Annotated in this window: 13 protein-coding genes; 10 read left to right on the top strand and 3 right to left on the bottom strand. The window is 54.2% G+C overall.

Annotation, left to right across the window (positions count from 1 at the left end):
* The 3 genes from KW808_RS14030 to KW808_RS14020 form a co-directional block, all read right to left on the bottom strand.
* On the bottom strand, positions 1-3,060 hold the full coding sequence (locus tag KW808_RS14030) for a Na+/H+ antiporter subunit A (RefSeq protein ID WP_003862904.1): 3,060 nt from the start codon (positions 3,058-3,060) through the stop codon (positions 1-3).
* A gap of 380 nt (positions 3,061-3,440) precedes the next feature.
* Complete coding sequence (locus KW808_RS14025) at positions 3,441-4,001, bottom strand: hypothetical protein (protein ID WP_003862907.1); 561 nt, start codon at positions 3,999-4,001, stop codon at positions 3,441-3,443.
* Positions 4,002-4,343: 342 nt separating this feature from the next.
* A complete protein-coding gene (locus tag KW808_RS14020; protein WP_003862908.1) occupies positions 4,344-5,717 on the bottom strand; it encodes a dipeptidase in 1,374 nt (457 codons plus the stop codon).
* Between the two features lie 264 nt (positions 5,718-5,981).
* Here KW808_RS14020 and KW808_RS14015 point away from each other — a divergent pair, with 264 nt between their 5' ends.
* From KW808_RS14015 to groL, 10 genes are all read left to right on the top strand, one after another.
* Entirely contained in the window at positions 5,982-6,596 is a 615-nt protein-coding gene (locus tag KW808_RS14015) for a hypothetical protein (RefSeq protein ID WP_003862909.1), read from the top strand.
* Positions 6,590-9,271 (top strand): vWA domain-containing protein, encoded by a 2,682-nt coding sequence (locus KW808_RS14010; protein ID WP_003862910.1) that lies wholly within the window; start codon positions 6,590-6,592, stop codon positions 9,269-9,271. The genes KW808_RS14015 and KW808_RS14010 overlap by 7 nt, the downstream gene beginning before the upstream one ends.
* A gap of 40 nt (positions 9,272-9,311) precedes the next feature.
* On the top strand, positions 9,312-12,905 hold the full coding sequence (locus tag KW808_RS14005) for a tubulin-like doman-containing protein (protein WP_011015333.1): 3,594 nt from the start codon (positions 9,312-9,314) through the stop codon (positions 12,903-12,905).
* Positions 12,906-15,707 (top strand): hypothetical protein, encoded by a 2,802-nt coding sequence (locus KW808_RS14000; protein WP_003862912.1) that lies wholly within the window; start codon positions 12,906-12,908, stop codon positions 15,705-15,707.
* Positions 15,707-18,064 (top strand): SaeA-related protein, encoded by a 2,358-nt coding sequence (locus KW808_RS13995; protein WP_003862913.1) that lies wholly within the window; start codon positions 15,707-15,709, stop codon positions 18,062-18,064. Before KW808_RS14000 ends, KW808_RS13995 begins: the two co-directional genes overlap by 1 nt.
* The gene (locus KW808_RS13990) at positions 18,051-20,036 is read left to right on the top strand and encodes a GAP1-N2 domain-containing protein (protein WP_034983199.1); all 1,986 of its coding nucleotides are present in this window, start codon (positions 18,051-18,053) and stop codon (positions 20,034-20,036) included. The genes KW808_RS13995 and KW808_RS13990 overlap by 14 nt, the downstream gene beginning before the upstream one ends.
* Positions 20,033-20,998, top strand: coding sequence for a hypothetical protein (locus KW808_RS13985; protein WP_003853745.1), 966 nt, complete (start codon positions 20,033-20,035; stop codon positions 20,996-20,998). The genes KW808_RS13990 and KW808_RS13985 overlap by 4 nt, the downstream gene beginning before the upstream one ends.
* A complete protein-coding gene (locus tag KW808_RS13980; protein WP_003862915.1) occupies positions 20,995-22,206 on the top strand; it encodes a TRAFAC clade GTPase domain-containing protein in 1,212 nt (403 codons plus the stop codon). Before KW808_RS13985 ends, KW808_RS13980 begins: the two co-directional genes overlap by 4 nt.
* On the top strand, positions 22,203-22,385 hold the full coding sequence (locus KW808_RS13975; RefSeq protein WP_003862916.1) for a hypothetical protein: 183 nt from the start codon (positions 22,203-22,205) through the stop codon (positions 22,383-22,385). The genes KW808_RS13980 and KW808_RS13975 overlap by 4 nt, the downstream gene beginning before the upstream one ends.
* A gap of 207 nt (positions 22,386-22,592) precedes the next feature.
* Positions 22,593-24,239 (top strand): chaperonin GroEL, encoded by a 1,647-nt coding sequence (gene groL / locus KW808_RS13970; RefSeq protein ID WP_003862917.1) that lies wholly within the window; start codon positions 22,593-22,595, stop codon positions 24,237-24,239.
* The last annotated feature ends 151 nt before the right edge of the window (positions 24,240-24,390 follow it).

Here is a 24,390-nt window from a genome sequence, read left to right as displayed (position 1 = left end):
TTATTTTCCTTCCTGCTTTAAACGCTTTGTGCTTATCGACGTCTGGTTCTCACCGTTCTGCTCCACCGATTCTGTGTCTGCCCCTGGAGGCCGAATCGTCGGCATTTGGCGTGTCGATTTCTCGTTCGACCTGCGTGCGCCGACGGTTGCTGCTTCTCGACGCTGGTTGCGCGCCAAGCGTCGAGCTCGGTCGCGCGCACGCTGCTTACGCATTTCCTCATCGCGGTCGAGCTGGCCGCCCAAACTGTTGAGAATGTGCATGGTCAAACCGATGACGATCAGGTAGACACCAAGGTCAAAGAGCAGCGCGGATGCAATGTGAATCTCACCGATAAGTGGCAGTGTGAGATCCCAAATATGGGAGGTCAGCGGTGGTTCACCAAGAAGAACCATTGGCCACAGCACTGCAGTTGCAGAAACAAATAGTCCAGTTCCCAAGATACGGCCGGCGTCGATAGGCAACGCTTCTTCAAGTTCTTCACGTCCACCGGCAAGGTAGCGCAAGGCGAACGCCAAGGAGGCAACAAGTCCACCAGCGAATCCGCCACCAGGGGCATTGTGTCCAACGAAGAAGAAGTACACAGACAACATGATCATGGCGGGGAAGAGGATACGTGTTGCCACATCAACCATCAGCGAGCGGTTCTGCGCCCTTTCGGTATCAACAGCAGCAGCCAACCAACGGCGACCAGTGGTGGCCAGGGTTGGTCTGCGAGAATCCTTGCGGAAGCTGCGGTTTCGGTAGACCAGGGAGGCGATACCGGTTGCCGCGATCACAAGGACGGAAATTTCACCGAAGGTATCAAAACCACGCAGGTCTACGAGCAGTACGTTGACGGTGTTTGCGCCATGTCCGATCTCATAGGCCAGATCCTGCATGTATACAGAGATCGGTTCAGTGGTGCGAGCATTCATGGCAAAAATGGTGACAATAACAACGGACAATCCGGTGGCACCAGCAAGCCACGCTCGCACGCGAGACTGTTTAGGTTCTGCCTTCCAGGCAACTTCTGTCGGCATTTTACGTAGGACCAGCATGAACACCACCATGACGATGGTCTCCACCAGCACCTGGGTTAGCGCCAAGTCCGGTGCGCCATGTAGCGCGAAGATAACGGCAATGCCATAACCTGTCACACCCACCAAAATCAGCGCAGACAAACGGTTATCCATGGTGGTTGCCACAATCGCAACGACGATAATGATGGCCGCGATGAAGCCCTGAACAGGGCTATCCCACAGCTCCATGCGGACATCGCTTTGTTCGCCAGTGATCAAAGCGATCAGCGGAACAATCGTGAGGACGAAGAAGATCACACCGACGTTCAGGGTCAAAGAACCACGCTGGGTGGATGCAGTCAGGCGGTGGGAGAGCACACGCAGTGCATCAAGAATGGCGTCGTAGGCGGTATCGGCACTGCCAAACGCTGCGGTGTTAGGGCGCAAACGTTCGACGGTGTCTCGCTCCCAGAAGATGATGAATCCGGAAATGATGATCACCACAGACAGCAGCAGCGGTAGATTCAGACCATGCCACAAGGCCAGTTTGGTGTGGGCATCATCAAGCGATGGCGTGACGTTATCAAGGTGCGTGACAATTGCTTCTGATACTGGCTTGGGGAAAACGCCAAACGCAATCGTCAAAATAGCCAGGATGACAGGTGCGATCCACAGCTTAAACTTCACCGGATGCATTGCCTCCACTGCAGGTGAGACACCGTTGGCCTCTGGGAATTTGGAGTGCTTCGTGGCAAAGGCTTCGTACAGGAAGTAGCAGGAATATGCCATGGTGAAGATGGAACCCAAAACGATGCCAGCCAGCATCAATCGACCTGGCATGCCATGCAACATCTGCTCATTCAACACGGTATCCAGCGCTGTTTCCTTGGCGATAAAACCAAACAGTGGCGGAATACCAGCCATGGACGCCGCCGAAACAGCAGCAACGGCGAACAGGATCGGTTGTTTACGCCACAGACCGGAGAGTTTACGAATATCACGAGTTCCGGTGGTGTGGTCAATGGCGCCAACTGTCATGAACAGTGTTGCCTTAAACAGGGAGTGCGCAACGGTCAGTGCAAGACCTGCCAGCAAAGCTTCGCGGGTACCAATGCCTACCACGGAAATAATGAAGCCCAACTGGGATACCGTGCCGTACGCCAGGATCAGCTTGAGATCCTTTTGGCGCAGCGCCATCCAACCACCCATGAGCATGGTCAACATGCCCAACGGGATGATGATCAGGTACCACGAACCAACTACGTTGAGGTCTGGAGAGAGGCGAGCCACAAGGTAAATACCCGCCTTCACCATCGCTGCAGAGTGCAGGTAAGCAGACACCGGCGTTGGTGCGGCCATCGCGCCGGGAAGCCAGAAGTGGGTTGGCGCGATAGCTGATTTGGATAGTGCGCCAGCCAAGATAAGGGCAGCAGCAGCGGAAATATACGGCACATCTGCCCAGGAGCTTGAGTAGGCAGGGATCTCAGAGAATCGCCACACGCCAGTTTGGGTACCCATCAAAATGATGCCCACCAGCATGGCCAATCCACCCAGGGTGGTCACCATCAAGGCTTGACCTGCAGAGCGACGTGAAGATGCGCGTTCGCCGTAATAACCAACCAGGAGGAAGGATAAAACGGAGGTGATTTCCCAGAAGACGTACATCAGTAGGATGTTGTCTGAAATGACAAGACCAAACATCGCCATGGCGAAGGCCACCAGTTCAGCACCAAAGGCACTGAGGCGACCCGCGTTGGAATCAAAATATCCCCAGCAGTACAGCAGCACTAGGGCGCCCACTCCTAAGATGATGAGTGAGAACAGTGCCGCGAGGGAATCCATGCGGAAATCGATATTGAGGTGAGCCGAAGGCATCCAGGCATAATGGAGGAGAAGTTCACCTCCATCCTTGAAAGTGCCTTTGATGAACTCCGAAAGCACCCAGAAAAAACCAATGCCAGGTACAAGCGCCAGTAGACCAAAAGCTGGTCGACCGAGAGTTCGGATCAGGATGGGGGCGACTACTGCGGCTGCAGTGAGCGCGAGAAAAAGAATGAGCACGTGTTCTCCAGTTCCCCTTTGCGCGTTGTGGATTACTCTGGAGCCACACCAAACAACAACGCCAACGTGCGTGCCACCCCCAGTTAGCAACACACATCGATTTTTTAGTAATTAAGAAACCAAGTCTGTCAACTGAGAAACACTTTTAAAGCTCAGTCGGCGTCGCACAGGGCGCGACCAATACAGGGGCAGTCTACCTGTGTCTTGACTGAGATCCCAACGGAAATCCGAATTGCACTGTATATATTGGGGGCTATTGCGCACGCTTGCCAAGTGTTGCTGCAGCTCAACAGGTTGTAGCAGGTAGGTGAAAGATTTATGGAAAATAGTAAATTCCCCGGATGCCCTCAAGGCTCCCGGGGAATGAATGTTATTGCAACCTATCCGTAGAGCAAGTGAGCTGCGGAGCTCATTGCGGAAGCAGCGGACTGCTCAGGGGTACCGCCGAAGCCCATTGCCCAGGTGCGGGAAACGTTGTTGCAGGTGTAGATGAAGGTGACGGTTGCTTCAAAGATGTCGAATTGGTGGAATTCGAGGATTTCAACGCGACGGCCGGCGTCGGCAAGCAAGTTGGTGCATGCGGAAACTGGGCCGGTTGCCATGATGTGAGCGTCGGTGGTGGTGCGCTCGCCCTGGCAGTTGTTGATCAGGGTTGCGTTGAAGTGGAACATTCCTCCGCGGCGTGCCTCGGACTCGAGGTTGCTGATGCGCAGGTTGCCGGTTGGTGCGTAGGTGTTGGTGAAGGTGCGCCATTCCATGCCGCGTGCTTCTTCGCGAAGTCCGCGGGGGAGTTGGTGTCCGAAGCGTGCACGGAAAGGATCGTCAGCGTAGATCCGTGGCTCGGACTGGATTGGCTCCATCGTGTGATTACGAGTCTGCTCGCGGCGGAACTCGATGATGGTGGAGTGACGGGTGTTTTGAGTACGGGTGTAGAGAGACATTGACACGGTCCTTTGGGTCATGAAAAAGATGTTGGGCGGATCGGTCTTTTCTAGATATTGAAAAGAGGGGTGTGAAGGATCCTGTTAGGTGGAGGACCGACTCTTAAGCTTCTTGGTGTTGATTAACGACTACTTCCCTAGTGCGGGGAGCCAGTCCATCTATCCCGCAGTAGGGTACGTAGCCTTGGCTACTCGCTTAAGGTCAATGTTTTTAGTCACGATGGCTATGGTAACCGTTATCACAAAGTGAATCAAGACACTTTTATCAGCTCATGAAAAAACCACCCCATCAGGGGGTGGTTAATTTTGCAAAGGTGGCAGTGTTAATGCCTGCTTTTGGGTCTACTTGGTGTAGTTGAGCAGGAACAATGCTTCTGCGGTGGCGATATCGCGAATCTCATTGGGGTCAACAGATTCATTAGCGGAGTGGATAACGGTGAGGGGTTCTTCCACACCGTAGAGTGCCAATTCTGCTTCTGGGTTGACCTCAATCAGTTCGGTGCACAGTGGAATGGATCCGCCGCTGCCTTCGGTGACAAGATCCTTGCCCTCGTACGCAGCGCTCAGGCAGGACGCCAGGGTGGACATTGCAGGGCCGGTGATATCAGTGGAGAACGGCTGGTTGATGTCATCGATCACCACCGTGATCTTTGCGCCCCAAGGGGTGTGGTTGATCAGGTGCTGCTTCAGCTTCTCGGCCACATCGTTTGCTTCCAGGCCTGCTGGCACGCGAAGGTTTAGCTTGGCGGACGCCGTTGCGGGCACTGCGTTGAGTGCTTCTGTCACTGGGGTGGAAGTGAATCCGGTGATGGAGATTGCAGGCCTGGACCACAGCATGCTTGCTGGGTTGTCGCCGTCGCCCATGATGTCTACACCGTCGAGGATGCCGGCATCGCTGCGGAAAGTCTCTGGATCATAAGGCTCGCCCTCCCAGTTTGCGGTGGTGTTGACCCCGTCGATGACGGTGCGTCCGTGTTCATCGCGCAAAGTATCCAGAACGCGCACGAGAGCAGCAACAGCATCTGGGGCAGCGCCACCGTACTGGCCGGAGTGAACAGCGCCTTCAAGGGTGTCCACGGTGACGGTGACCTGTCCGCCACCGCGCAGGGTAGTGGTCAAGGTTGGGGTGCCCACGGAAGCGTTTCCGCTGTCTGCAATCAAGATGACATCTGCGTCGAAAAGCTCAGGCTTGTCCTTGATGAGCGCGCTGAGCGCTCCGCCTCCCATTTCCTCGGAGCCCTCGACCACGTAGGTGAGGTTGAGTGTGGTGTCGCCGCTGGCTTCGACGGCGCGCAGTGCTGCGAGGTGCATGACCAGGTTGCCCTTGCAGTCAGCGGCGCCGCGGCCGTACCAGCGGGTGCCGTGGCCAGCGTCGCGCTCGGTGAGTTCAAAAGGATTGGTGTCCCAGAGATCCAAAGGGCCGGATGGGACAACGTCGAAGTGGCTGTACAGCAGTACCTTTGGTGCACCTTCGGAGCCCTTGCGTGTGCCGATGAAGTTGGTGGTTCCATCTTCGGCAGCGAATTCGCTGACGGTAAGCCCTGCGTTGGTCAATGTTTCTTTTACCCATTCTTTCGCGCCGGCGTAGTCCTCCAGTAGGTTTGGATCGCTGTGCACGGAGTTGAAAGACACAATTTCTTTCAACTGGGTAAAGATCTGCTCGCGTTGGTTTTCGATGTTCTCTTTAAGTACTTGCGCGTTTTCGAATTGGGTCATGCCTTTCCACCTTATATACGTCGACCCGACTCGATGCAGAATGCGTGAGAAAAACCGCTATTTGTGCAGGTGTAACTAGGAGCAGCATAGAGGGGCAGCGTTGAAGTGTTCGAAAACTCTACTTCGTTTATGGATTAGGACGAGAGCGGTGTCCACCCCGTGCGTTATATTAATCAAACAGGAAAATGTCAGAGAAGAAGGCATATCTCATGGAAACTTGGCAGCTTTAGAGTTTCGATCAATTATTCACGTGCGGAGTAGCTGATGTCACAAGGATTTACCCAACCACCCGGGGGAACGTTTGGTTCTTCCTCTGGCGGATTTTCAGGCGGGCAATCAGGTTTCGGTGGAGGCTCCCAAAACAGTGGTTTTGGTGGCTCTTCAGGCGGTTTCTCTGGGGGTTCATCGAATGGCTCGTTCGGCGGTTCAACTGGCGGGTTTACCCCGGCCGGATCAACGTCAAACCCATCGGGCTTTTCGACGCCAAAGGCTGCAGAAAGCCCAGCGCCGGGGCGCTCATCGGGGCGAAAAAGAGCTGGTGGGCGCCTTCAATCGGCACCCACTGAATGGATTCTTCCGGGCCTAGTTTTAGGACTGATTAGCCTGGGACTCAATGCGTGGATTACCTTCGGTGCGCCAGTGGCCACCGATAATCTTTTTCTCATCGTTGCTGGAATTGCGTGGGTGTTGGCAGGAATTTTGAGCGTGCTGTCCATCGGCAAGTACATGTCAGCAGTAAATGAGCGAAAGTCGACAGGCTTTTATACAGAAGTGCCGTGGAAGAAAGCGCTCTTTACTGCGACAGCCGTCCTATTGGTGTTTGCTGTTGTGTGGTCGGCCTTGGATATTGCCCTGTGGGTAGGAAAGCAGTCATGGTGAACACGTTGAACTCTAAAACCGTGAATGTACCCCGTTTTGCCAGAGGCGTTGTTGCTGCAGCCACAGCGCTATTTTTTGGCGCTTTGGTAAGCCTCGCGCCTAGTGCGTTGGCGCAGGAACCACCTGCAGTTGAGGCCGGAGCGTCAGGTTCTTTGAGCAACCTGGGTGCCTGCATCGCTGATAAAGGCGCTCTTGATGTCATCATCATGATCGATGAGACAGAATCCTTGATCCATGAAGCTCGTGACGGCGTGGTCAATGCCAATGAACCAGGCGCGGATGCACAGCACCACCGTGTTCCTGCAGCACAGAGCTTTGTGGATGAGCTTCTAGCCAAGCAAAGCGATGGCGATCTGAACACCCGCATCCGTGTTGCTGGTTTCGGCCAGACGTACAAATCTGGTGCCACTGATCCAGACAATTACGGAGCATGGACGCAACTAAATGCCTCCACCGTTGGCGGAGTACAAGATGAAATCTCCCGCTTCGCTGACCGCACCCAGGAGCAGTACACCAACTACGCCTCCGCGATTGAGGGCGCTTACCAGGACTTCACTAGGTCCGGCTCTGAGGACGCCTGCCGCATGCTGGTGACCTTCACCGACGGAGCACTGACCGCTCAAGAAGGCGCCGATGTTGCAGAAGCAGCACTGTGCGCGCCAGGTGGCGTCACCGATCGACTGCGCAGTGCTGGCATCACCCACATCGGCATCGGTTTATCGGCACCTACCAACCCATCTGATTTCAGCCTGCTGCGCGGAACCACCGCAGGTGGCGGAACATGTGGTGTCGAACCAGCTAACGGTGCATTCTTCCCAGCAGATAACGTGGGCGGACTTTTCGCAGCATTCCGTGAAGCCCTTGCGATTGGTGGTGAAACAATTGGTGAAACCCGAGCTGGTGATCCTTTCAGCTTCACCCTGGACAACTCGGTGAACTCTGTGCGTTTCACTGCGATCGCCAAGGATGATCTCGGCCCGAACGCCCACTTGGTGCTCACCGCGCCCAACGGCGAAACGGTTGAGCTCAAAGATTCTGGAAGCAGCGTCGCCAACAGCACTGACGTGAGTTGGGAAGCCGAAAGCAGTCCAGTAAAAATGGCTGATGGTTCCCTCAACCTGCAGCAAGGTGGGGATTGGAAGGGTGTCTGGCAGATTCAGTTCCAAGGAATTGATCCTGCAGCGGTTGATGGACGCGTATTCAACTCAGTGGAAATCCAGCCTGACCTCCAGCTTGTGTTCAGTGGCGGTGATTCGACGTCAGGTGCACTTAACCTTCGCGATGATCAGCAGCTGAATATGCAGCTGGTGGGCCGTGATGGTCAGCCACGCATCCTTGAGGGGTCCGCGCTGGTCGATCTTGGTTTCACCCGCGCAGACACCGGCGAGTTCACCCCTTTGGCTCAAGGAATTGATATTTCTGGTGGCGAATTAAGCTTCCCGCTGGATACGATTTCGCAGCTCCCAGCCATCGGCACGGTGGAAGCCCGCACCACGATCACCACCGCAGGCGTCGATGATCTCCCCGGCACCACGTTGAGCCCAATTCTCAACACCACGCGCATCACCATCACTCAGCGCGATATGCCTCAGCTGCCAGCGTCGGTTCGCTTCACAGCGGATGAGGACGTTGTTACCGTAGACATCCCCATCACCGGCCCCGGCAAGGTATGGATTGCACCGGGAACCCAGCTCAGCGGAGTGCTTCCAGACGGCGTGGACGGCATTGCAGCATCAAGTACTTTCGACAGCCCAGATAATGCTTTGGTGCTCGGACTGGATGAGCAGGGCACGATTCCTGTTGAACTAACCGTGAGCGATCTTCGTGACGGACTGGTCAACGGCTCGATTCCACTCCAGATCTCCAACGCTGAGGGCGCCAATGAAACCAGCGTGGATCTGCCGACAGAAGGCACGTTGAGCGTTCCCATTAACGCCTCCACTTTCGCATTGGCATTCATTTTGGCCCTTTTGCTTTCCCTCCTGATTCCGCTGCTCATTTTGTATATTGTGCGTTTCCTCTCCGCAAAGGTTCCGTCCTCTGCGATGAGTGGCGTGCGCATTCCAGTGGAATTCTCCGGTGAAGCTCTGCGCTATGCGGGCAGCACTATGCCTGATCTCGCATCGCAAACCACCGCCACCAAGCAGGTCGTTGTTCATGGAGACACCTTCAATGTGGAAGGCCACAAACTTAAAGTCCAGCGCTTCCAGCTGAACCCGATTGCGTCTCCTGCAGTGATCGTGCAGACCGACCCGTCGATCAGCTTCGACGGCAAACAAAAGGGCACACAAGCTAAACTCCCGCTGGCGGTCCAAGGCAATTGGTTCCTCACTGCAAGCGGCGCTGACCCTTCCAAGATGGAACTCATCGCACTGACAAACCTGCCGCTCGAGCAGGGCCAAATCGACCGCATGATCGCAGATATCACCAGCAAAGCCCCTGATAGGGCACGCGAACTACAAAAATTGCTTGACGACGCCGCGACCTCCCAGCCCGCAAAGGTTCCACCGCGCGCCCCAGCCGCGCAGGGCCACGTCGAAAAGCAAGCTCCTAGTTTTGGCAGTGGTTCCGGTGGTGGTTTCGGCTCCAGCAATGGTGGAGGCTTTGGCTCCGGTAGCGGATCCAACGACACAAATGGTGGATTTGGTTCCAGCGGCGGCTTCGGCGCGCGATAACCTGTAACTTGCGATTAAAAACTAACTTAAGGATTTACACATGAAGAAAGTTCTCGTTGTCGGCTGTGGTGGTTCAGGTGCCAAAACGCTCGCTTATATGATGGACCAGCTCAAGACCACCCTGGCGGATAGTCTTCCCGAGCGTTACCCAAATCCAAAGGAAGCAAAACTTCCTGGTGCGTGGCAGTTCGTGTCGGTGGATGTTCCGACCTCCCCAGAAAGCCCCGGCCCGAACCTTCCGAATGTTCCAGAAGCCGGTGGACGTTATATTTCCTGTGGTTCCTCGGATCGCTATGCCACCGTTGATACTGCGGTGTCCAACCAGCTCTCCTCCAGGGGCGCGTTGGGTGGCGTTTCTTCATGGGCGCTTCGAAACCCTGATTCTGAAACCACCCCAATTAGTAAAGGTGCGGGCCAGTACCGCTCCATTGGCCGTATGTTGATCCTGAGCCGACTTCAGGAAATTCAGGCTGAATTACGTAAATCATGGGATGTGTTGTTCAGCGGTGAGACTGAGCGTGAGCTCGCTGACCTTCGTTCTGCACTGTATGGCACGTCTGTTTCCAGTGGTGAAACCTCTAAAGAGCAGCCAATTATCTTCGTTGTCTCCTCCATGGCTGGTGGCGCCGGTGCTTCGATGGCTCTAGATATCTGCCGCCTGCTCACCGGTCTTGAAGGCAACGCAGTGGGTCTGAGCTCACTGTTTATGGTGACCCCGGATATCTTCTCCCAGCTTTCCCCAGACCAGGTTGCCGGAACTAACCCAAACGCGCTGGCCATGTTTGCCGAGCTCGCAGCAGCACAGATGGGTGCAGCTTCCGAAGAAGATGCCCGACTGTTTAACGCTTTGGGTGTTTCTGTTGGCGATGACTCCATCCCAGTTGGACGTATCTTCCCAGTGGGTATTCGCTCCGGTGAAAACGGTGCTCTGCTTGGTGATGGCAAGCCAGATACCGTCTACCGCGCACTCGGCCGTGGCCTTGCAGCTCTGATGGCTGATGAAGTGTCCATGGACAACTTCGAGCAATTCACCCTCGGCAACCGTGGTGGCGGAAGTGCCGATCAGAGCAAGTACGCATGGGGTGCACAGGAAGCTAAGAACATTCCGTGGGGCAGCTACGGCTACTCACAACTATCCATGGGTCGTGATCGCTACGCAGAATACGCCGCCCAGCGACTGGCACGCTCTGCCGTGGATCGTCTGCTCAAGGGACACTTTGATCCAAGCAATGATGCGGCCTCTGACCAGCAGCTTCAAAAGCGACTCGAGAACAACCGTCCATCGCTGATGGGCAACCTCAGCGACGTTTTGCCCGTCAACGCGCCGGCAGGGGACTGGATTTTCCACAGTTTCAACCAGATGATTGAAAACTGGACCCAGCGTATGAAAGCAATCATCAAGAGCCAAATTCCTGCAGCTAACGGCCAGCGCGGAAGTGAATGGCTCGGGGATGTCCAGCGTGCTTTCCAATCATCCAGCCAGATGATTGATAACGACTCCCGCCATGAGCTCTACATGGGTGTCGCCGACTGGGCCAGTGCTGATGTGTTGCAGCGCCGAGTAGTCGAATTGCTTCGTGATGAGATCGCAAAACTGGGCGTTCCTTACGGCGTCAGCGTGATCGAATCTCTCAGCGCCACAATCCAAAACCAACTCATCGGACAGCTTTCTGATCTGGCAAACAACCGTGCACCTGAGGCTGTTCAACTAGACGATGTCAGCCGCAGTGAACTGGACAACAGCAAGGGCAGGATCGACGATTCTGACAGCTACATCCAGGAAATCGTGTCACGATCCACTGGTCAACTACACACCCGCGCAGTGCAATACATTGCGGACCACATGGCTTCGGTTCTGGACGATTTCCTCAAAAACTTCATCTACCCACTTCAGCGCACCATCCAACGTGAGCACCACTCCCTAGAAAAGGACTACCAGCTCACCAACGATGTGAACCTGGGCATCTCCCAGCTGAAAACCAACGTTCCAGCACTGTGGCCAGATGAATCTCAAACCACCGTCCCGTCACGTTTCAGTCAGGCAGCCAACGAAGTCTTCCTGACCGATGTCGCCTCCTTCCCGGAGCAGTTCCAAGCACACGTCCGCTCGTCCACCGATGACATCAACGAACAAAACGATTACTCGAGCGCCCTGCAAGAGGCCTCAACTCGAGTAGTCAGCGGTGTGTGGGAATCCAAGTCCGGCTCTGAAAAAGCACCACGCGATCTCATCCGCCTCATCGACGTATGGGTTGCCCGTGACCTGACCAGGGATCCGTCCGGTTCGGGAAGCCTCCGCGACCCTAAGCAAGCACGCTTTGAGCTGAAGATTGATACCGGCGAAGTACTCGAGCGCTCCCGCCAGTACATCCGCCGCCCCGGTTTCTCCTTCCAGCAGTTCATCGCCAGCTCACTGCGTGAATTCATCACCGCGCCGGGCTTGGCAGACCACGAGCGTCGCGCGCGCCGTCAGCAGGTGCTGAGCAAGTTCAGTGAGGCAATGACCTACGCGCTTCCATTGGCGCAGATCAACCCTCAACTGGTTCGTGCGCTTTACGGCGATGAAGTCCGCTACAACTTCAACTTCTCTCGCATCCCATTTGCCGGCGATGAGCTTGGATCCAGCCTGGAACAGGCAGTTCGTGATTACCCGAACCACCGACCAGCAGATATTTCCAAGCCACTGGGCAAGGCTTTGGTCTCCCAAGGTGAAGAGCGTTCTATTGATATCTTCGGCTCTTACCCCAACTACGCGCCGATCGTGTTTGACTCCCTGCTGCCTCCAATCGAGAAGCAGTGGCGTCAGATCACCGGCGATCGCACGGAATTCTGGCATGGCCGCCGTACTCGTCCTTTGACTGCTGCACTTCCAATGACAGACCTAGAGCGCAACGCCATGGTCAAGGGTTGGTACATCGGTCGTCTGGTCGGACGAGTATTCTTCCCCGCAACTCTGGACACTGCGGATACCACTCCAGTGCAGATCTACGATGAGAAGTCTGATTCGTGGATCAACTTCTCCACCCCAATGCTCACCCCAGTGTCCCGTTTCCGTGGAAGCCTCGATTGGCTGCCAAACCTTCTGGAATCAGCATCATTGGCATGGGCACGGGCAGGCGAGCGTCCTGTCTTTGAATCCGTCGAGCCTTACATTCAGCTCCGCCAACTGTGGGATGATGCTGCGAGCCCATCCTTGCCAGGACGCACCACCCGCGGTGAGAAGCTGCTGCACGATTGGCTTTTCGACGGCAACCGCATGGCTGGAAACGTCCTCCAGATCCCAGGAACCGAAGCTGGTGTCACCCCAGCTGCACGTTTTGAGGCTGCGAAGAACTTCCTGCAGCGCCAAAACGAGATCTCGCAAAATTACGTCCCAAGCGACAAGCTTCGCCAAGGCCGTCTGTTCACCACCGCTGATCGTCCATTTGGCGACGTCAAGGATCGTGAACTAGCAGCACAGATTCCAGTGTTTGCTGACCTTGCAGCCGATGTTTTTGATGGCACCCAAGAAATCATCGACATCCTGGAAAAGTGCTTGGCTGCAGGTCCACCATCAGCACAGGTCTTTGACATGAACGTAGCTCGCCGCGACGTTTCTTCAGGACCTTCTCTACCTGGTGAGGGTGAGTTCTAAATGTCCGCCGCCTATTCGCAGGACACCATTTTGACGGTGTTTCTGGGGAGGGGTCTGACCGCTGAAGGGATCCGACAGACCCTAGAAGACTTCGCAGAAACCGGCCTAGTCCGCAACCTGGTGTGGATTGATGCCGATAGTTTCCACGAGTCTTCATCTGAAGTCACCCACTTGGCAACCAACCAAGACGGTCTTCCGGAGCTTCAGCGACGACCTTTCAATGAGTTGGTGTCCCGGTCACGAACCACCAAGCTTCACATCGGTGTCATCAACGTCATTGATGGCAGCGAAGGCATGCTTCATGCAGAAGAACTTAACCCATTGGTTGGGATCATCGACAGTGTCTGTTCACACCACCAAATTCACCGATCCAACGTGATGATCGGTGCGGTGGCTGCCCCACTTGATGAGGAACTTCCAATTCTTCGTGGTTATGTGAACCTGATGCTGGCACCTGAAGATAGCCACAGCCCAGGCACGGCAACAGTGACCTACCGTCATGGTTTCAGCGATCACCGTTTCACCCTGCACTGCGTGGCTAATATCGCCAGCTTGTACGGACTGTGGGAAGGCAGCACATCCACACCAATCGAACAGCTCGTGCCTGCGAAAGGTTCCAGCTTTCGTTTGGTGAGGTCTTTTTACAGGCGAATTGACGGCCAAGCAGTTCAGGCTCGTCTCAAGGAGAAGATTCTCAGCACCGCGGAAAACCCGCTTCCTCGCTTGGACATTCCAGGTAAGGAGCGCACTGCGCAGTACGCAGAAAATCCGGATACCTTCGCCCAAAAAGCAGCTCAGGAAATTCTTGATGAGTTCAGAACTCCACTGATCGGTGGAGAAGCTGCAGCTCATGTTGAGAAAACGAAGACGATTTCTGGAAGTGCGGTAGTTAAGCAGTTCTTCAGCGTCTGGATCAAGAAGATGGTGACTACACCGAACCGCTTCTTTGCTGAGTTTTCTGCTGAATCAAAGACCTTCGCAGAAGATGCACTTCAAGCAAGTATCTACGGCAATTCCGGTTCGGGTACTCGCGTGGGTGATCGTGTCACTGCGTCTGCTTTGAGTGGAAACAAAAACCAGAGGGCAGTGCAGTCTGAGGACCTCAAAATCAGATATGCCGCTGATCTTCAAGAACTGTGGCAAGCATATGCCAACACCGCAATGAGCCTTCTTGATGCTCAGCCTCGCGCAATTGCTTACGGTGAAAACGGGATGAGAACCCCGTCGGTCGTTCACACTGGACAATCCCAACGAGTGGTTGTTGCACGACGAAGCGCTGACGTTATCCCAGGCCCGGAAACTAACTATGGTGATGGGCTGCCCGTTGAGGTCAAAGTGGCTGTCGATGTCGAAGAAGTGCCCCCGTACGACCTGGAAGGCGTCGCTGAGTTTGAGCGTCGATTAGCAAAAGAAAGCGACCGCGGGCAGCGCGGAATGGGCCAGGTTATTGGCGAATTCAAGCGCTGGCAAGACCAAAACTCGAAGAGTTTTGCCTACTTCGTGGGATCTGGGCTGCAAAATCTCCAACTGGAGATGGAATCTCAGGAAAAGTGGTGGAATCAAGAAATTAATCGCCTGTCCCAACAAGGAAAATCCTTCGATGGAACAGGTTTAGGATCCCGAGTTTTCCGCTGGTTGGGTTGGGTATCGTTCTGGTCCGCGGCCATCTTTGGCGTGTGGTGGGCTGCAGAATACTACTTGGCTGAAACTCCAATGGACATCAGTCGCTGGGCTGTAAGTTTCGCTGCGACAGACACCGCTTTCAAGTGGAAATTCTTCGGAATTTGGTTTGGTATCTGGCTGATTTGTTGGATTGCGCAATGTATTTTTGAGACTCGCGATGAAATTCGATTTACTCACCTGCGTAAAGACCTAGTCACCGAGCTTGATGCTGCGAAAAAGAACTTGAAGATTTCGCAGCAGGCACAGCTCCGCATTCAAGTGGGCTACCAACAGTTCCTATCTGTATCCAAGATTATGGGTGCACTGCTGGAACGACCTTTCGGCAACATTGAACGAGCCCGCAGGGAATCACCGATCCCCATTAACTCGATGCCAGATTCAGTCATTTTCGCCGAGGCTATTCCTGATTCAGATGCCGTGGAGAAACTGACCAGACAATTCCGCCGAGACCTATACCAGCAGGGATGGGTGAGCGAACGGGTAATGGCTGCGCTGAACTCCGCATCAGATGCCTTGGCAGCGGAGTCTGGAAACAGCGTCAATGAACGCACCCTTTTTGGCAGCACCGGCGAAGGCTCCTACGGTGATCTAGCCAGATTGTCGGATTTCGTGACCGGCGAAAAATTCCGCCAAACAGATCGCAGCGTGCAGATCTGGGATGACATCACCCTGCAACTCTCGCAGGAAAGCCATGAAGTTCGATCCGGTATTTTGAATTCACTCCAGATCTATCGCGGTGGCGAAAAGGTCGACGCACCATACCAACAACCACTAAAAGACCTGGTAACTGTTGGTTTCTTCAACGGCGAAATCGCCAGCGAAAAAGGTCGCGTGAAAGGCATCCTCAGCCTGGATCCTTCCCTGTGCATGTACCAGCCACAAGAAAACGAATCAGATGCCATCGGAATCAGCGAAGTGCTGCTCCAAATCAGTGAACCCGCCGAAGACGCTGACATCTCATTTGTCCGACCTCAACAAACAACCTTTGATCCAACCTTGTTCGACAGAATGCCCACCAATGAAGACTTCCGCTCAGAGAATCCCGCTGAATCGCCGTTCCTTGACCGCGGAAACCAATCTCACAAGCGGCCAGAACTACCAGGTACGGGAGAGTTTTAATGGCTAGCGAATACCAAATTCTCAGTGCGTTTAAAACCTGGCGTGACATTGCCCGCACAAAATTCAACGAAGATCAGCTCCCCACCGACGAGGAACTACTCGCCACCGCTAAGGACCCTGACCAGCTCAAACCTGGCGGCGACTACCCAGCTCTTCTCGTGTGGGCGACAGCCCTTCGACGAGTCCTGGGATACGTCCAAGTAGGCACCCTTCACGTCATTGAGCAGGGCACCGACGCAGCGATGTTCACCCCTGACCTTGATTTTGATAAGCACTTTGAACCTGAAGATGCTTCCGTGGACGCGCTCGAAGACACACCCGTTGACGCAGAGTTCTACGACGATGAGCCAGCTGATTATCACTACGCGGAAGTGATTGATGAGCCTGAGTATGAACCGGAACTGGAATCGGAGCCTGTGCATGCTGTTCCAGAGCCAGCACAGGTGCCTGAGCAGGTATTTGAGCAGGTAGTAGCGCCAGAACCAGTGCTGGATCCAGAGCCTGAGCTAGTGCCTGAGCAGGAATTTACTCCGGAATTTACGCCGGAACCAGAGCCGACTCCTGAGCCTATGGCTGATCCAACCCCTGCACCACGTCGACGACGCCAAAACACCGGATCACATCGTTCGGCAAGTGCTGAAGCTCAATCAATTGATCGTGATATCCGCAATTGGCAGGACTATGAGTTCGCACGACTTGATGGCTTTGCAGAGGTCAAGCAGGCTCACGGTGGTTTCCTCCGGATTACAGCAAACCTCACGGGTGGGTTGGATCTGGAGTGGGATGCGCCGGAGTCTTATATCAATGCATCTCGGGTTTTCCGCATTGTTAGTGATGAGATGGCGTTTGAGCAGGATCCTGATTTAGCGGAGCACCGAGTGAGTACCGTGGGCACCCATTGGGTGGATCAGGAGCCTTTGACCACTGCTTATCGCATGTATCAGGTGTGGATGTACGAGGGTGTTACGGAGTCCTCGGCAGTGAATTCCCAACCGCAATTGGTGGGGGAATCAGTGTTTATCAACCCAGTTTCCAACATTGAGTTGTCGGTGGCAGGTTCTGAGGTGAAGGGGCAGTGGGCTCCTGCTGAACACACCCACCGAGTTGCTGTCTACGCAGCTCCGAGCAATGAACGCCTGGTCACGGCGTCTCGAAATGAGATCGCCGCTGATAAAAGCAACTTCCAGGGATTCCGTTTCCATCCGCAGCACCGCGGCCGGGAGTACAAGTTTGTCGCGCGCCGTTTTGCGGAAATCCACGGAAAGCTGGTCGGCTCGGCGCCGTCAGAGGAGTTCGTCATCGACGTCCCAGCTGAGGTCGTCGAGGTGCCAATTTCGATCGAAGAGCGTTTCGACGGATTCAGCACGAGTTTTGACGTGACGTGGGATGCTCCTCACTCTGGTGAAGTCTGGATTTACCGAACTCAGGAAGCACCAGAAAGCGACCTGCAGTTCAACGCGATTGAAACAGACCAACTGGAAAGCTTTGGCCTGGCGCGAAGAGATTGGGCCAATGACCTGGAGGACACCAAGACCTCCTGCAATGTGGTGTGGCCTGAAGATTGGTATTCGATCTTCCTCACCCCAGTCAATGTTGTGGGCAACCAAGCTCAAGTTGGACAAACCTATTCACGAGTTCGGGTGGGAGAGATTAGCCGTCCGAAGCTGTACGAGCGGGTGAATAACCAATTGCTCACTTTTGGTTGGCCTGAAGAAGCACACGAAGTCACTGCTGTTTTTGGCGAGCCCGGTTCAGGTCATTCAGTAGGACCAACTGCCGACACCCCAGGTTCTAGTCTTGTCTCCATCCATAGGGAAGCCTACGAGGAGGAAGGCGGCATGCGGGTGAAACTGCCTGGTGCCGGCGATGTTGCGCTGTTTGCCTCCCGAGTTTATGAAGGACGCCAGATTTGGGGACAGCCTGAGATCCTCAAGTACCGAGGTCTAGACAAATTCAGTTACAAACTGCATTTGATGAATAACCGTTTGTTCCTTTCTATTTACAGCGAGCGACCAAACAATCAGTTCAACCAGTTCTCTTTGAGGATTCACCCGTCCCGTCTCCCGCTTGAACCAGAAGATGGTCAAGAAGTGATGACTCGAAAGATCATCAATGATGGGGGAGGGCAGCAGTATGCTGATCTTCTAGCTGGCATTAGTTCCTCATCTTTACGATCTGAGCAAGAACCGGAAGTTGAATACTGGGAGATCGATCCTAAGATTGCTAGCCTTCCACCAACTAGCTATCTTCGCCTATTCATCCACCAAGAAGAGTCCGATGACGTTCATGTGAAAGCTCTAATCGATCCCGCTCCCTCCTTGCTGAATCTGGGAACGTGGATTGGTGGAAGCAGGTGAGTTGCCCGTGGCCTTGAGATGGACTCATGTCACCTACGCGTCCTTTAGAGGAACTGCAGGTAGGGGTGGGTGGAAGGTGGGAACTTGGTCTGCTCAGGCCACTAAAGAAGACCTCCAATTTATCGCGGAGGTCGCGCCCACTCATATTGAAACGGTGACGCCTTTTGATGATTTCATCTCATCAGAAGATATCGATGCGTTGCCGAGGAGGTTTGAGTACCGTCCTTTGGCAGGCCGATCGTTGATCATGCAGTCTGTTCCTGCAGGTAAAGATGCCACTGGACGTCCAGGAAATGTGTTCACCCATGCAGTATTTGATGGGGATCTGGAAAGCCCACTGGAGTCTGTTTATCCCATTTCCCTGTACCGTTCACCTGATTTGCTGACCCCTTTTCGTGCAGCCGCGGTCAACGCTGCCGAGCTCCCTTTGGATGCAGGCGAGCCGAGAATTGGCCCCATCACTGATCTGTCCTTGTCGTGGATGATGATCGACAGCATGTTTGGCGATCGCAGACAGCAGTTCTACCAGCTTCAAGATGCTCTCCAAGCTGGAGATAAAGCTGCTGTTTTGGTTCTGAACAGCACTAACGAGGCAGCATATTGGCTTCAAGCGTTGTCTTCTACATTGACTCCGAATGAAGCCCGGCGTCTGTTGCACTTCTCAACCTTTGAGCGTGCTGCTACCTTGCCAGCTCCAGATAAATCAATGGAGGCTCGTTCTCTGTTTGTGGTCCCAGGAATTGATCGTGAATTGTTGGCGGAGCATTCAGGGATTGTGATTATCGATCCGGAGATTCCACAGAGCCAACCTTTTGGCCCGCAGGGATCCTGGTCCCGAATGACAGAAGGGCTCTTCTCCGACGGTTTTGATGCTGATGAACTTGTCGCAGGGCTGATTCGTGCCAACGAGAACCTGGATAATAGCCAAAAGGAACTTGCTCAATTTGGAGACGGTTTAGCGCGATTTATCCGGAATGGCCGTTTTTCCGGCACGCACCCGCTTCGCGTACTTGCTGATCAGCATATGTTTGGAAAGGTGCCAGACAAGCCAGCACCTAAGGTGGGGCCTGTCGCTCCGGCACCAAACCCCAATGCAATTTGGGCGCGTGCATCTGAGGTAGTTCACAATCCTCGGAGAGCATCAGAATCACAAGATTGGCCAAGTCTGAGGCGATTGCCGGATAGTCGGCGCAGGATCATCAATATGTCAGAGCAGGCGATCAACAGCATTGAGAAGCTTCATGATTCGCCGGCACAGGATCTTGTTGCCTATTTGGATTTCCTTTTGAAAACTGAGCTTGCGACAAGCATTAATGCTTCGGATCCCTTTTTTCGGAGTAGTTTTTCAGACTTTCCAGCGATGGACAACTGGCGACACATTAAGTTCACCGAGGATGCGCACCCTCGCTTGAGGGAACTACTCGTGGACGCAGAACGCGATGCTAGGAACAGAGCACCTGCGGCTATCGTCTTGGACCATATCGTTCCGAACTTCAGCAGAGATCGGTCTTTGCCAGACATCGAAGACTGGACGAGAAGCGATGAAGCTCAGCAGATCTTTGCAGGAATCATTGCGGGTGCGTCTGTTCAAACTGGTAGAAGCCACTTCATGTGGGATCTTTTGCGGGCGTATTTTGGAGTCGCTTTGATCGGCGACGAAGATACCTACAGGGCTTTTACTACTCTCACGGTCGATTCTGTTCTTAGTTTCGTGCAGTTAACTCTTCAAGAGGGCAGAACGGAAGACATTAGACGATTCGAGAAATATGGTGAGCAGATTGCCCGAGAGGATTTGCCGTCGATTCTCACCAATGCTCGAGCAGTACAGCAATATCTCGGCTATATCGACCAAGATGTCATCAATAAGAAAGTGTCCCGGTCTAGGGATGTTAACCAGATTTTTACTGAGATGGCGCGCGCTATCATCAGAGCAATTAGCCGGAATAATATTGGAAAGGACATGCGGTCATGAACGTGATTCGACTGGATTCCAACCAGACCTATGACGTACCACGCGAGGGATTTTCTGCACGTCTGGAATTTGATCTCAGCGAGGACTTAGGATTCCGGGTAGAGGTTCCTTCCACAGAAACCAACCGACGTGGCAATACGTGGTGGATTCGTAATCCTCAAGGAAATACCGAGGTCACGGTGTTTCCTGATGGCGATCGGGGAGAATTCCCTTCGGGAACCAAGCTGTATGTAACTGTGGTGATTCAGGAGGCTGGGCGCCAAGAAACTACGCTGCAGCTTCCAACGTATCCTATCGGTGGTTTACGCTCCATCCCGATTCTTAACGTTTTCCCAAGCCAGGGCATCATTCGCATGCAGGCTGGCGATGTGAGCAATGACAGTTCTTTGGACTCTGAGGCTTCGGCAGTTCGATCAGCGTTGGGACGCACCATTGATAAGGACGGCTCAGCTGATATTGCTCGAGCTAATGTCACCGTGTTGGTCGATAAGACGGCGTCGATGAAAGCAAGCACCAGCCGCGAGACCTTTGATCTCATGTGTTCTTTCGCCACTGGTGTTTTATCAGTAGTGAGCCAGGGACGCTCCATCCATGTGATGACCAGTAGCGCTACGGATCCAAAAGTGCGTGTCGCTAATCCGGAGGAGATCAGCAAGCTTTCGGAAAAGTACGCGCCGGTGAGGGAAGTGGGGTGGAATTCGGATTTGCACCAGATTTCCCCAGACGATGCGCTGGTGGTGATCTCTGATGACATTCCTGCCGAGATCTTAAAACTCTCCAACAACCTGCATGTTTTGAGTTCTCGGAAACCCTTGGTGGAACATGGAACCAGCACCACCTATTTCGATCCAGTGCTGATTAACGCTATTAAAAATCATGATCAGCGTCTTCTCGCTGGACCTGTCCACCAAATGTTTAACGCGTTGACTTCGGTTGCACGACGAGAGGATCCAACGACATGACCGCTCCTGATGTTTACCCACCCTCCACTGGTCTGCTCCCCACACGGTGTCCTTTCACTTTCCAAGTGCTGCCGGATCCAGAAGCGACCTCATCACCTTTTGTTGATGCGACGGTCCAGGATGCGACCCTGCCAGACGGGTGGCAAAATTCCGGAACTCTGACTTTCGCAATGGCAGGTGACAGGTCATCGGGCAAGAGTATGTACATTGCGGTGATCGTGAAGCTGCTGCGCAAACTGGTCGTTGCCAACGGTGGATCATTTTTATACGCCGATGAGCACACCCGCCGGATTTACCAGGAAAAATACGAGAAGCCACTGTTTGAACAGATGGGATTGCTTCCGCCTACTCCGCCAGCATCGGCTCCTGATGCACATCAGCAGCGTCCATTGATCTTTGATATTTCAACCTCGAATCATCCAGAGCAGCGACTCTTTTTAGTCTTTAGGGATGTGGCAGGCGAAGATCTGCAGGAAGAGAATTTTTCGGCTCGTGAAGACGAACTAGCGTTTTTCCAAAACGCGGACCGTATTCTTTTTCTGTTTGATCCCATGTCTGTTCCACGAATCCGACAGATGTTGGAAGGTTCAGTCCCCACTCATGAGGTGGACACTGATGGGCCGATGGTTGTCTTAAGAAACGTGCTCCGAGTGTTGGGACCGGATTATCGCCCTAAGATTTCCCTGTGCATGTCTAAGTTCGACACCATGCAGCAGCTAGCTGAAGTGAACCAAGATCACCTGCACTATGCAGGAGCAAACATGGTGAATTGGCAGCGCGTGATGAGCAACTTTGGTGCAACTTTCCGCAGGGACAGTGCTCCGCTTGATGGTGCATATGATCGCGTTGCTGGCGAGATTTTGGATCTGGAAATTCGAAGCATGCTGCAGTGCTTGGATGCGACGCATTTGCTGAACCAGTTCAATCAGCCCCTAGCTGGTGAAGAGGCTTATCCGTTCCAGTGCTTCGCGGTGTCTCCTCTGGGTGCAAGTCCTGAAGGTGATCGGATTAATCGAAGCGGTATCGCACCGTTTCGTTGCCTGGATCCGTTGAGAGAGTTGTTCTCGGAAATTGGGATTCTAGAGGGGCTGGAGACGTCGAAAAGCAATATCCCGCCTGCCCAACCTGCCCCGACCAGCCAGCCGGTAGCCGAGGAGGCCCCGGTTGAAGAACCTAAAAAACGTGGATTCCTGAGGTGGTTTAAATGAGTTTTCAGCATGCCGAAGGCGTGAGGCTTGATGCGGTTCGCGCTGAGGAAGAGTTTGAGGCGCAGCGACAAGCCAGGCGAAAGGCACGGAATCGTTCTGCGATGTTGTGGATCGGCACTGGCATTGCGGCAGCCGTAATTATTGTGCTCGTGATGGTTTTTATCTGGTCACGTATCTGATTAGGGCATTTGAAGCTATAAAATCTTGCACTCACACCCCTTGAGTGCTAGAAAAGTAGTTAGCACTCAACTAATCAGAGTGCCAATATTGATCATCAACTGCTTGGTGGGTGAGGTTGGTCCACACTCACTAACCGTGCCGTCGCGGGCGCCTACCGGGCAGAAGACGTGAGTGTCGTCCTACAAATATTTCAGGAGCACAAACACATGGCAAAGATCATCGCCTTTGATGAGGAAGCACGTCGTGGCCTAGAAAAGGGACTGAACACCCTGGCTGACGCTGTTAAGGTTACTTTGGGACCAAAGGGCCGTAACGTCGTTTTGGAAAAGGCTTGGGGCGCCCCAACCATTACCAACGATGGTGTCACCATCGCACGTGAGATCGAGCTTGAGGATCCTTACGAGAAGATCGGCGCAGAGCTGGTCAAGGAAGTCGCTAAGAAGACTGATGACGTCGCGGGCGATGGCACCACCACCGCTACCGTATTGGCACAGGCTCTGGTTCGGGAAGGCCTGCGCAACGTTGCTGCTGGCTCTAACCCAATGGGCATCAAGCGTGGCATCGAGAAGGCTGTTGCTCAGGTAACTGAGAAGCTGCTCGAGGCTGCGAAGGAAGTTGAGACCGAGGAGCAGATCGCTGCTACCGCTGGTATCTCCGCAGCTGACCCAGCTATCGGCGCACAGATTGCTAAGGCAATGTACGCAGTTGGCGGTGGCAAGCTGAACAAGGATTCCGTCATCACTGTTGAAGAGTCGAACACTTTCGGTGTTGAGCTCGAGGTTACTGAGGGTATGCGCTTTGATAAGGGCTACATCTCCGGTTACTTCGCAACCGACATGGAGCGCCTCGAGGCTGTTCTGGAAGATCCTTACATCCTGCTGGTTTCCGGCAAGATCTCCAACATCAAGGACCTGCTCCCACTGCTGGAGAAGGTCATGCAGTCCGGCAAGCCTTTGCTGATCATCTCTGAGGACGTCGAGGGCGAGGCTCTGTCCACCCTGGTTGTCAACAAGATCCGTGGCACCTTCAAGTCTGTTGCTGTTAAGGCTCCAGGCTTCGGCGACCGCCGTAAGGCTCAGCTGCAGGACATTGCTGTTCTCACCGGTGGCCAGGTCATCTCTGAAGAGGTTGGCCTCTCCCTCGAGACCGCTGATCTGCCACTTCTAGGCCAGGCACGCAAGGTTGTTGTCACCAAGGATGACACCACCATCGTTGACGGCGCAGGTTCTGAGGCTCAGATCGAGGGTCGCGTTAACCAGATCCGCGTTGAGATCGAGAACTCCGATTCCGACTACGACCGTGAGAAGCTCAACGAGCGTCTGGCTAAGCTTGCCGGCGGCGTTGCAGTTCTTAAGGTTGGTGCTGCAACTGAGGTTGAGCTCAAGGAGCGCAAGCACCGCATTGAGGACGCAGTCCGCAACGCTAAGGCAGCTGTTGAAGAGGGCATCGTTGCAGGCGGTGGCGTAGCGCTGCTGCAGGCTGCTCACGTCCTGGACAACGATCTTGAGCTTTCCGGCGACGAGGCAACCGGCGTTCGCATCGTCCGCGAGGCTCTGACCGCTCCACTGAAGCAGATCGCTGCTAACGCTGGCCTCGAGCCAGGCGTTGTTGCTGACAAGGTTTCCCAGCTCCCACAGGGCGAGGGCCTCAACGCTGCAAACGGCGAGTACGTCGACCTCATGGCTGCGGGCATCAACGACCCAGTTAAGGTCACCCGCTCCGCCCTCCAGAACGCTGCATCCATTGCAGCTCTGTTCCTGACCACTGAGGCTGTCGTTGCTGACAAGCCACAGCCTGCAGGCGCAGCTGGCATGCCAGGCGCAGACGAAATGGGCGGCATGGGCGGCTTCTAAGCCCCTCATTCGCGCACCTCAATTGCCCTTCCGCACGCTTTGCGGGAGGGCTTTTGCGTGTCAAAAGATATTGCTTTTCGACGTCTCCCCACCCCTTCGGAGGGGCGTAAGGTGACATGCACGGCAACCTTCCGTTAACCTGTAAGACATC

The sequence above is a fragment of the [Brevibacterium] flavum genome, assembly GCF_019317305.1.
In the GTDB taxonomy this organism is placed as follows: Bacteria; Actinomycetota; Actinomycetes; order Mycobacteriales; family Mycobacteriaceae; genus Corynebacterium; species Corynebacterium glutamicum.
This window is presented reverse-complemented; position numbering and strand designations above follow the sequence as displayed.

Coding starts and splice junctions, on each gene's coding strand:
- KW808_RS14025 (WP_003862907.1), bottom strand. CDS start 4,001: ATGTCTCTCTACACCCGTACTCAAAACACCCGTCACTCCACCATCATC.
- KW808_RS14020 (WP_003862908.1), bottom strand. CDS start 5,717: ATGACCCAATTCGAAAACGCGCAAGTACTTAAAGAGAACATCGAAAAC.
- KW808_RS14015 (WP_003862909.1), top strand. CDS start 5,982: ATGTCACAAGGATTTACCCAACCACCCGGGGGAACGTTTGGTTCTTCC.
- KW808_RS14010 (WP_003862910.1), top strand. CDS start 6,590: ATGGTGAACACGTTGAACTCTAAAACCGTGAATGTACCCCGTTTTGCC.
- KW808_RS14005 (WP_011015333.1), top strand. CDS start 9,312: ATGAAGAAAGTTCTCGTTGTCGGCTGTGGTGGTTCAGGTGCCAAAACG.
- KW808_RS14000 (WP_003862912.1), top strand. CDS start 12,906: ATGTCCGCCGCCTATTCGCAGGACACCATTTTGACGGTGTTTCTGGGG.
- KW808_RS13995 (WP_003862913.1), top strand. CDS start 15,707: ATGGCTAGCGAATACCAAATTCTCAGTGCGTTTAAAACCTGGCGTGAC.
- KW808_RS13985 (WP_003853745.1), top strand. CDS start 20,033: ATGAACGTGATTCGACTGGATTCCAACCAGACCTATGACGTACCACGC.
- KW808_RS13980 (WP_003862915.1), top strand. CDS start 20,995: ATGACCGCTCCTGATGTTTACCCACCCTCCACTGGTCTGCTCCCCACA.
- KW808_RS13975 (WP_003862916.1), top strand. CDS start 22,203: ATGAGTTTTCAGCATGCCGAAGGCGTGAGGCTTGATGCGGTTCGCGCT.
- groL (WP_003862917.1), top strand. CDS start 22,593: ATGGCAAAGATCATCGCCTTTGATGAGGAAGCACGTCGTGGCCTAGAA.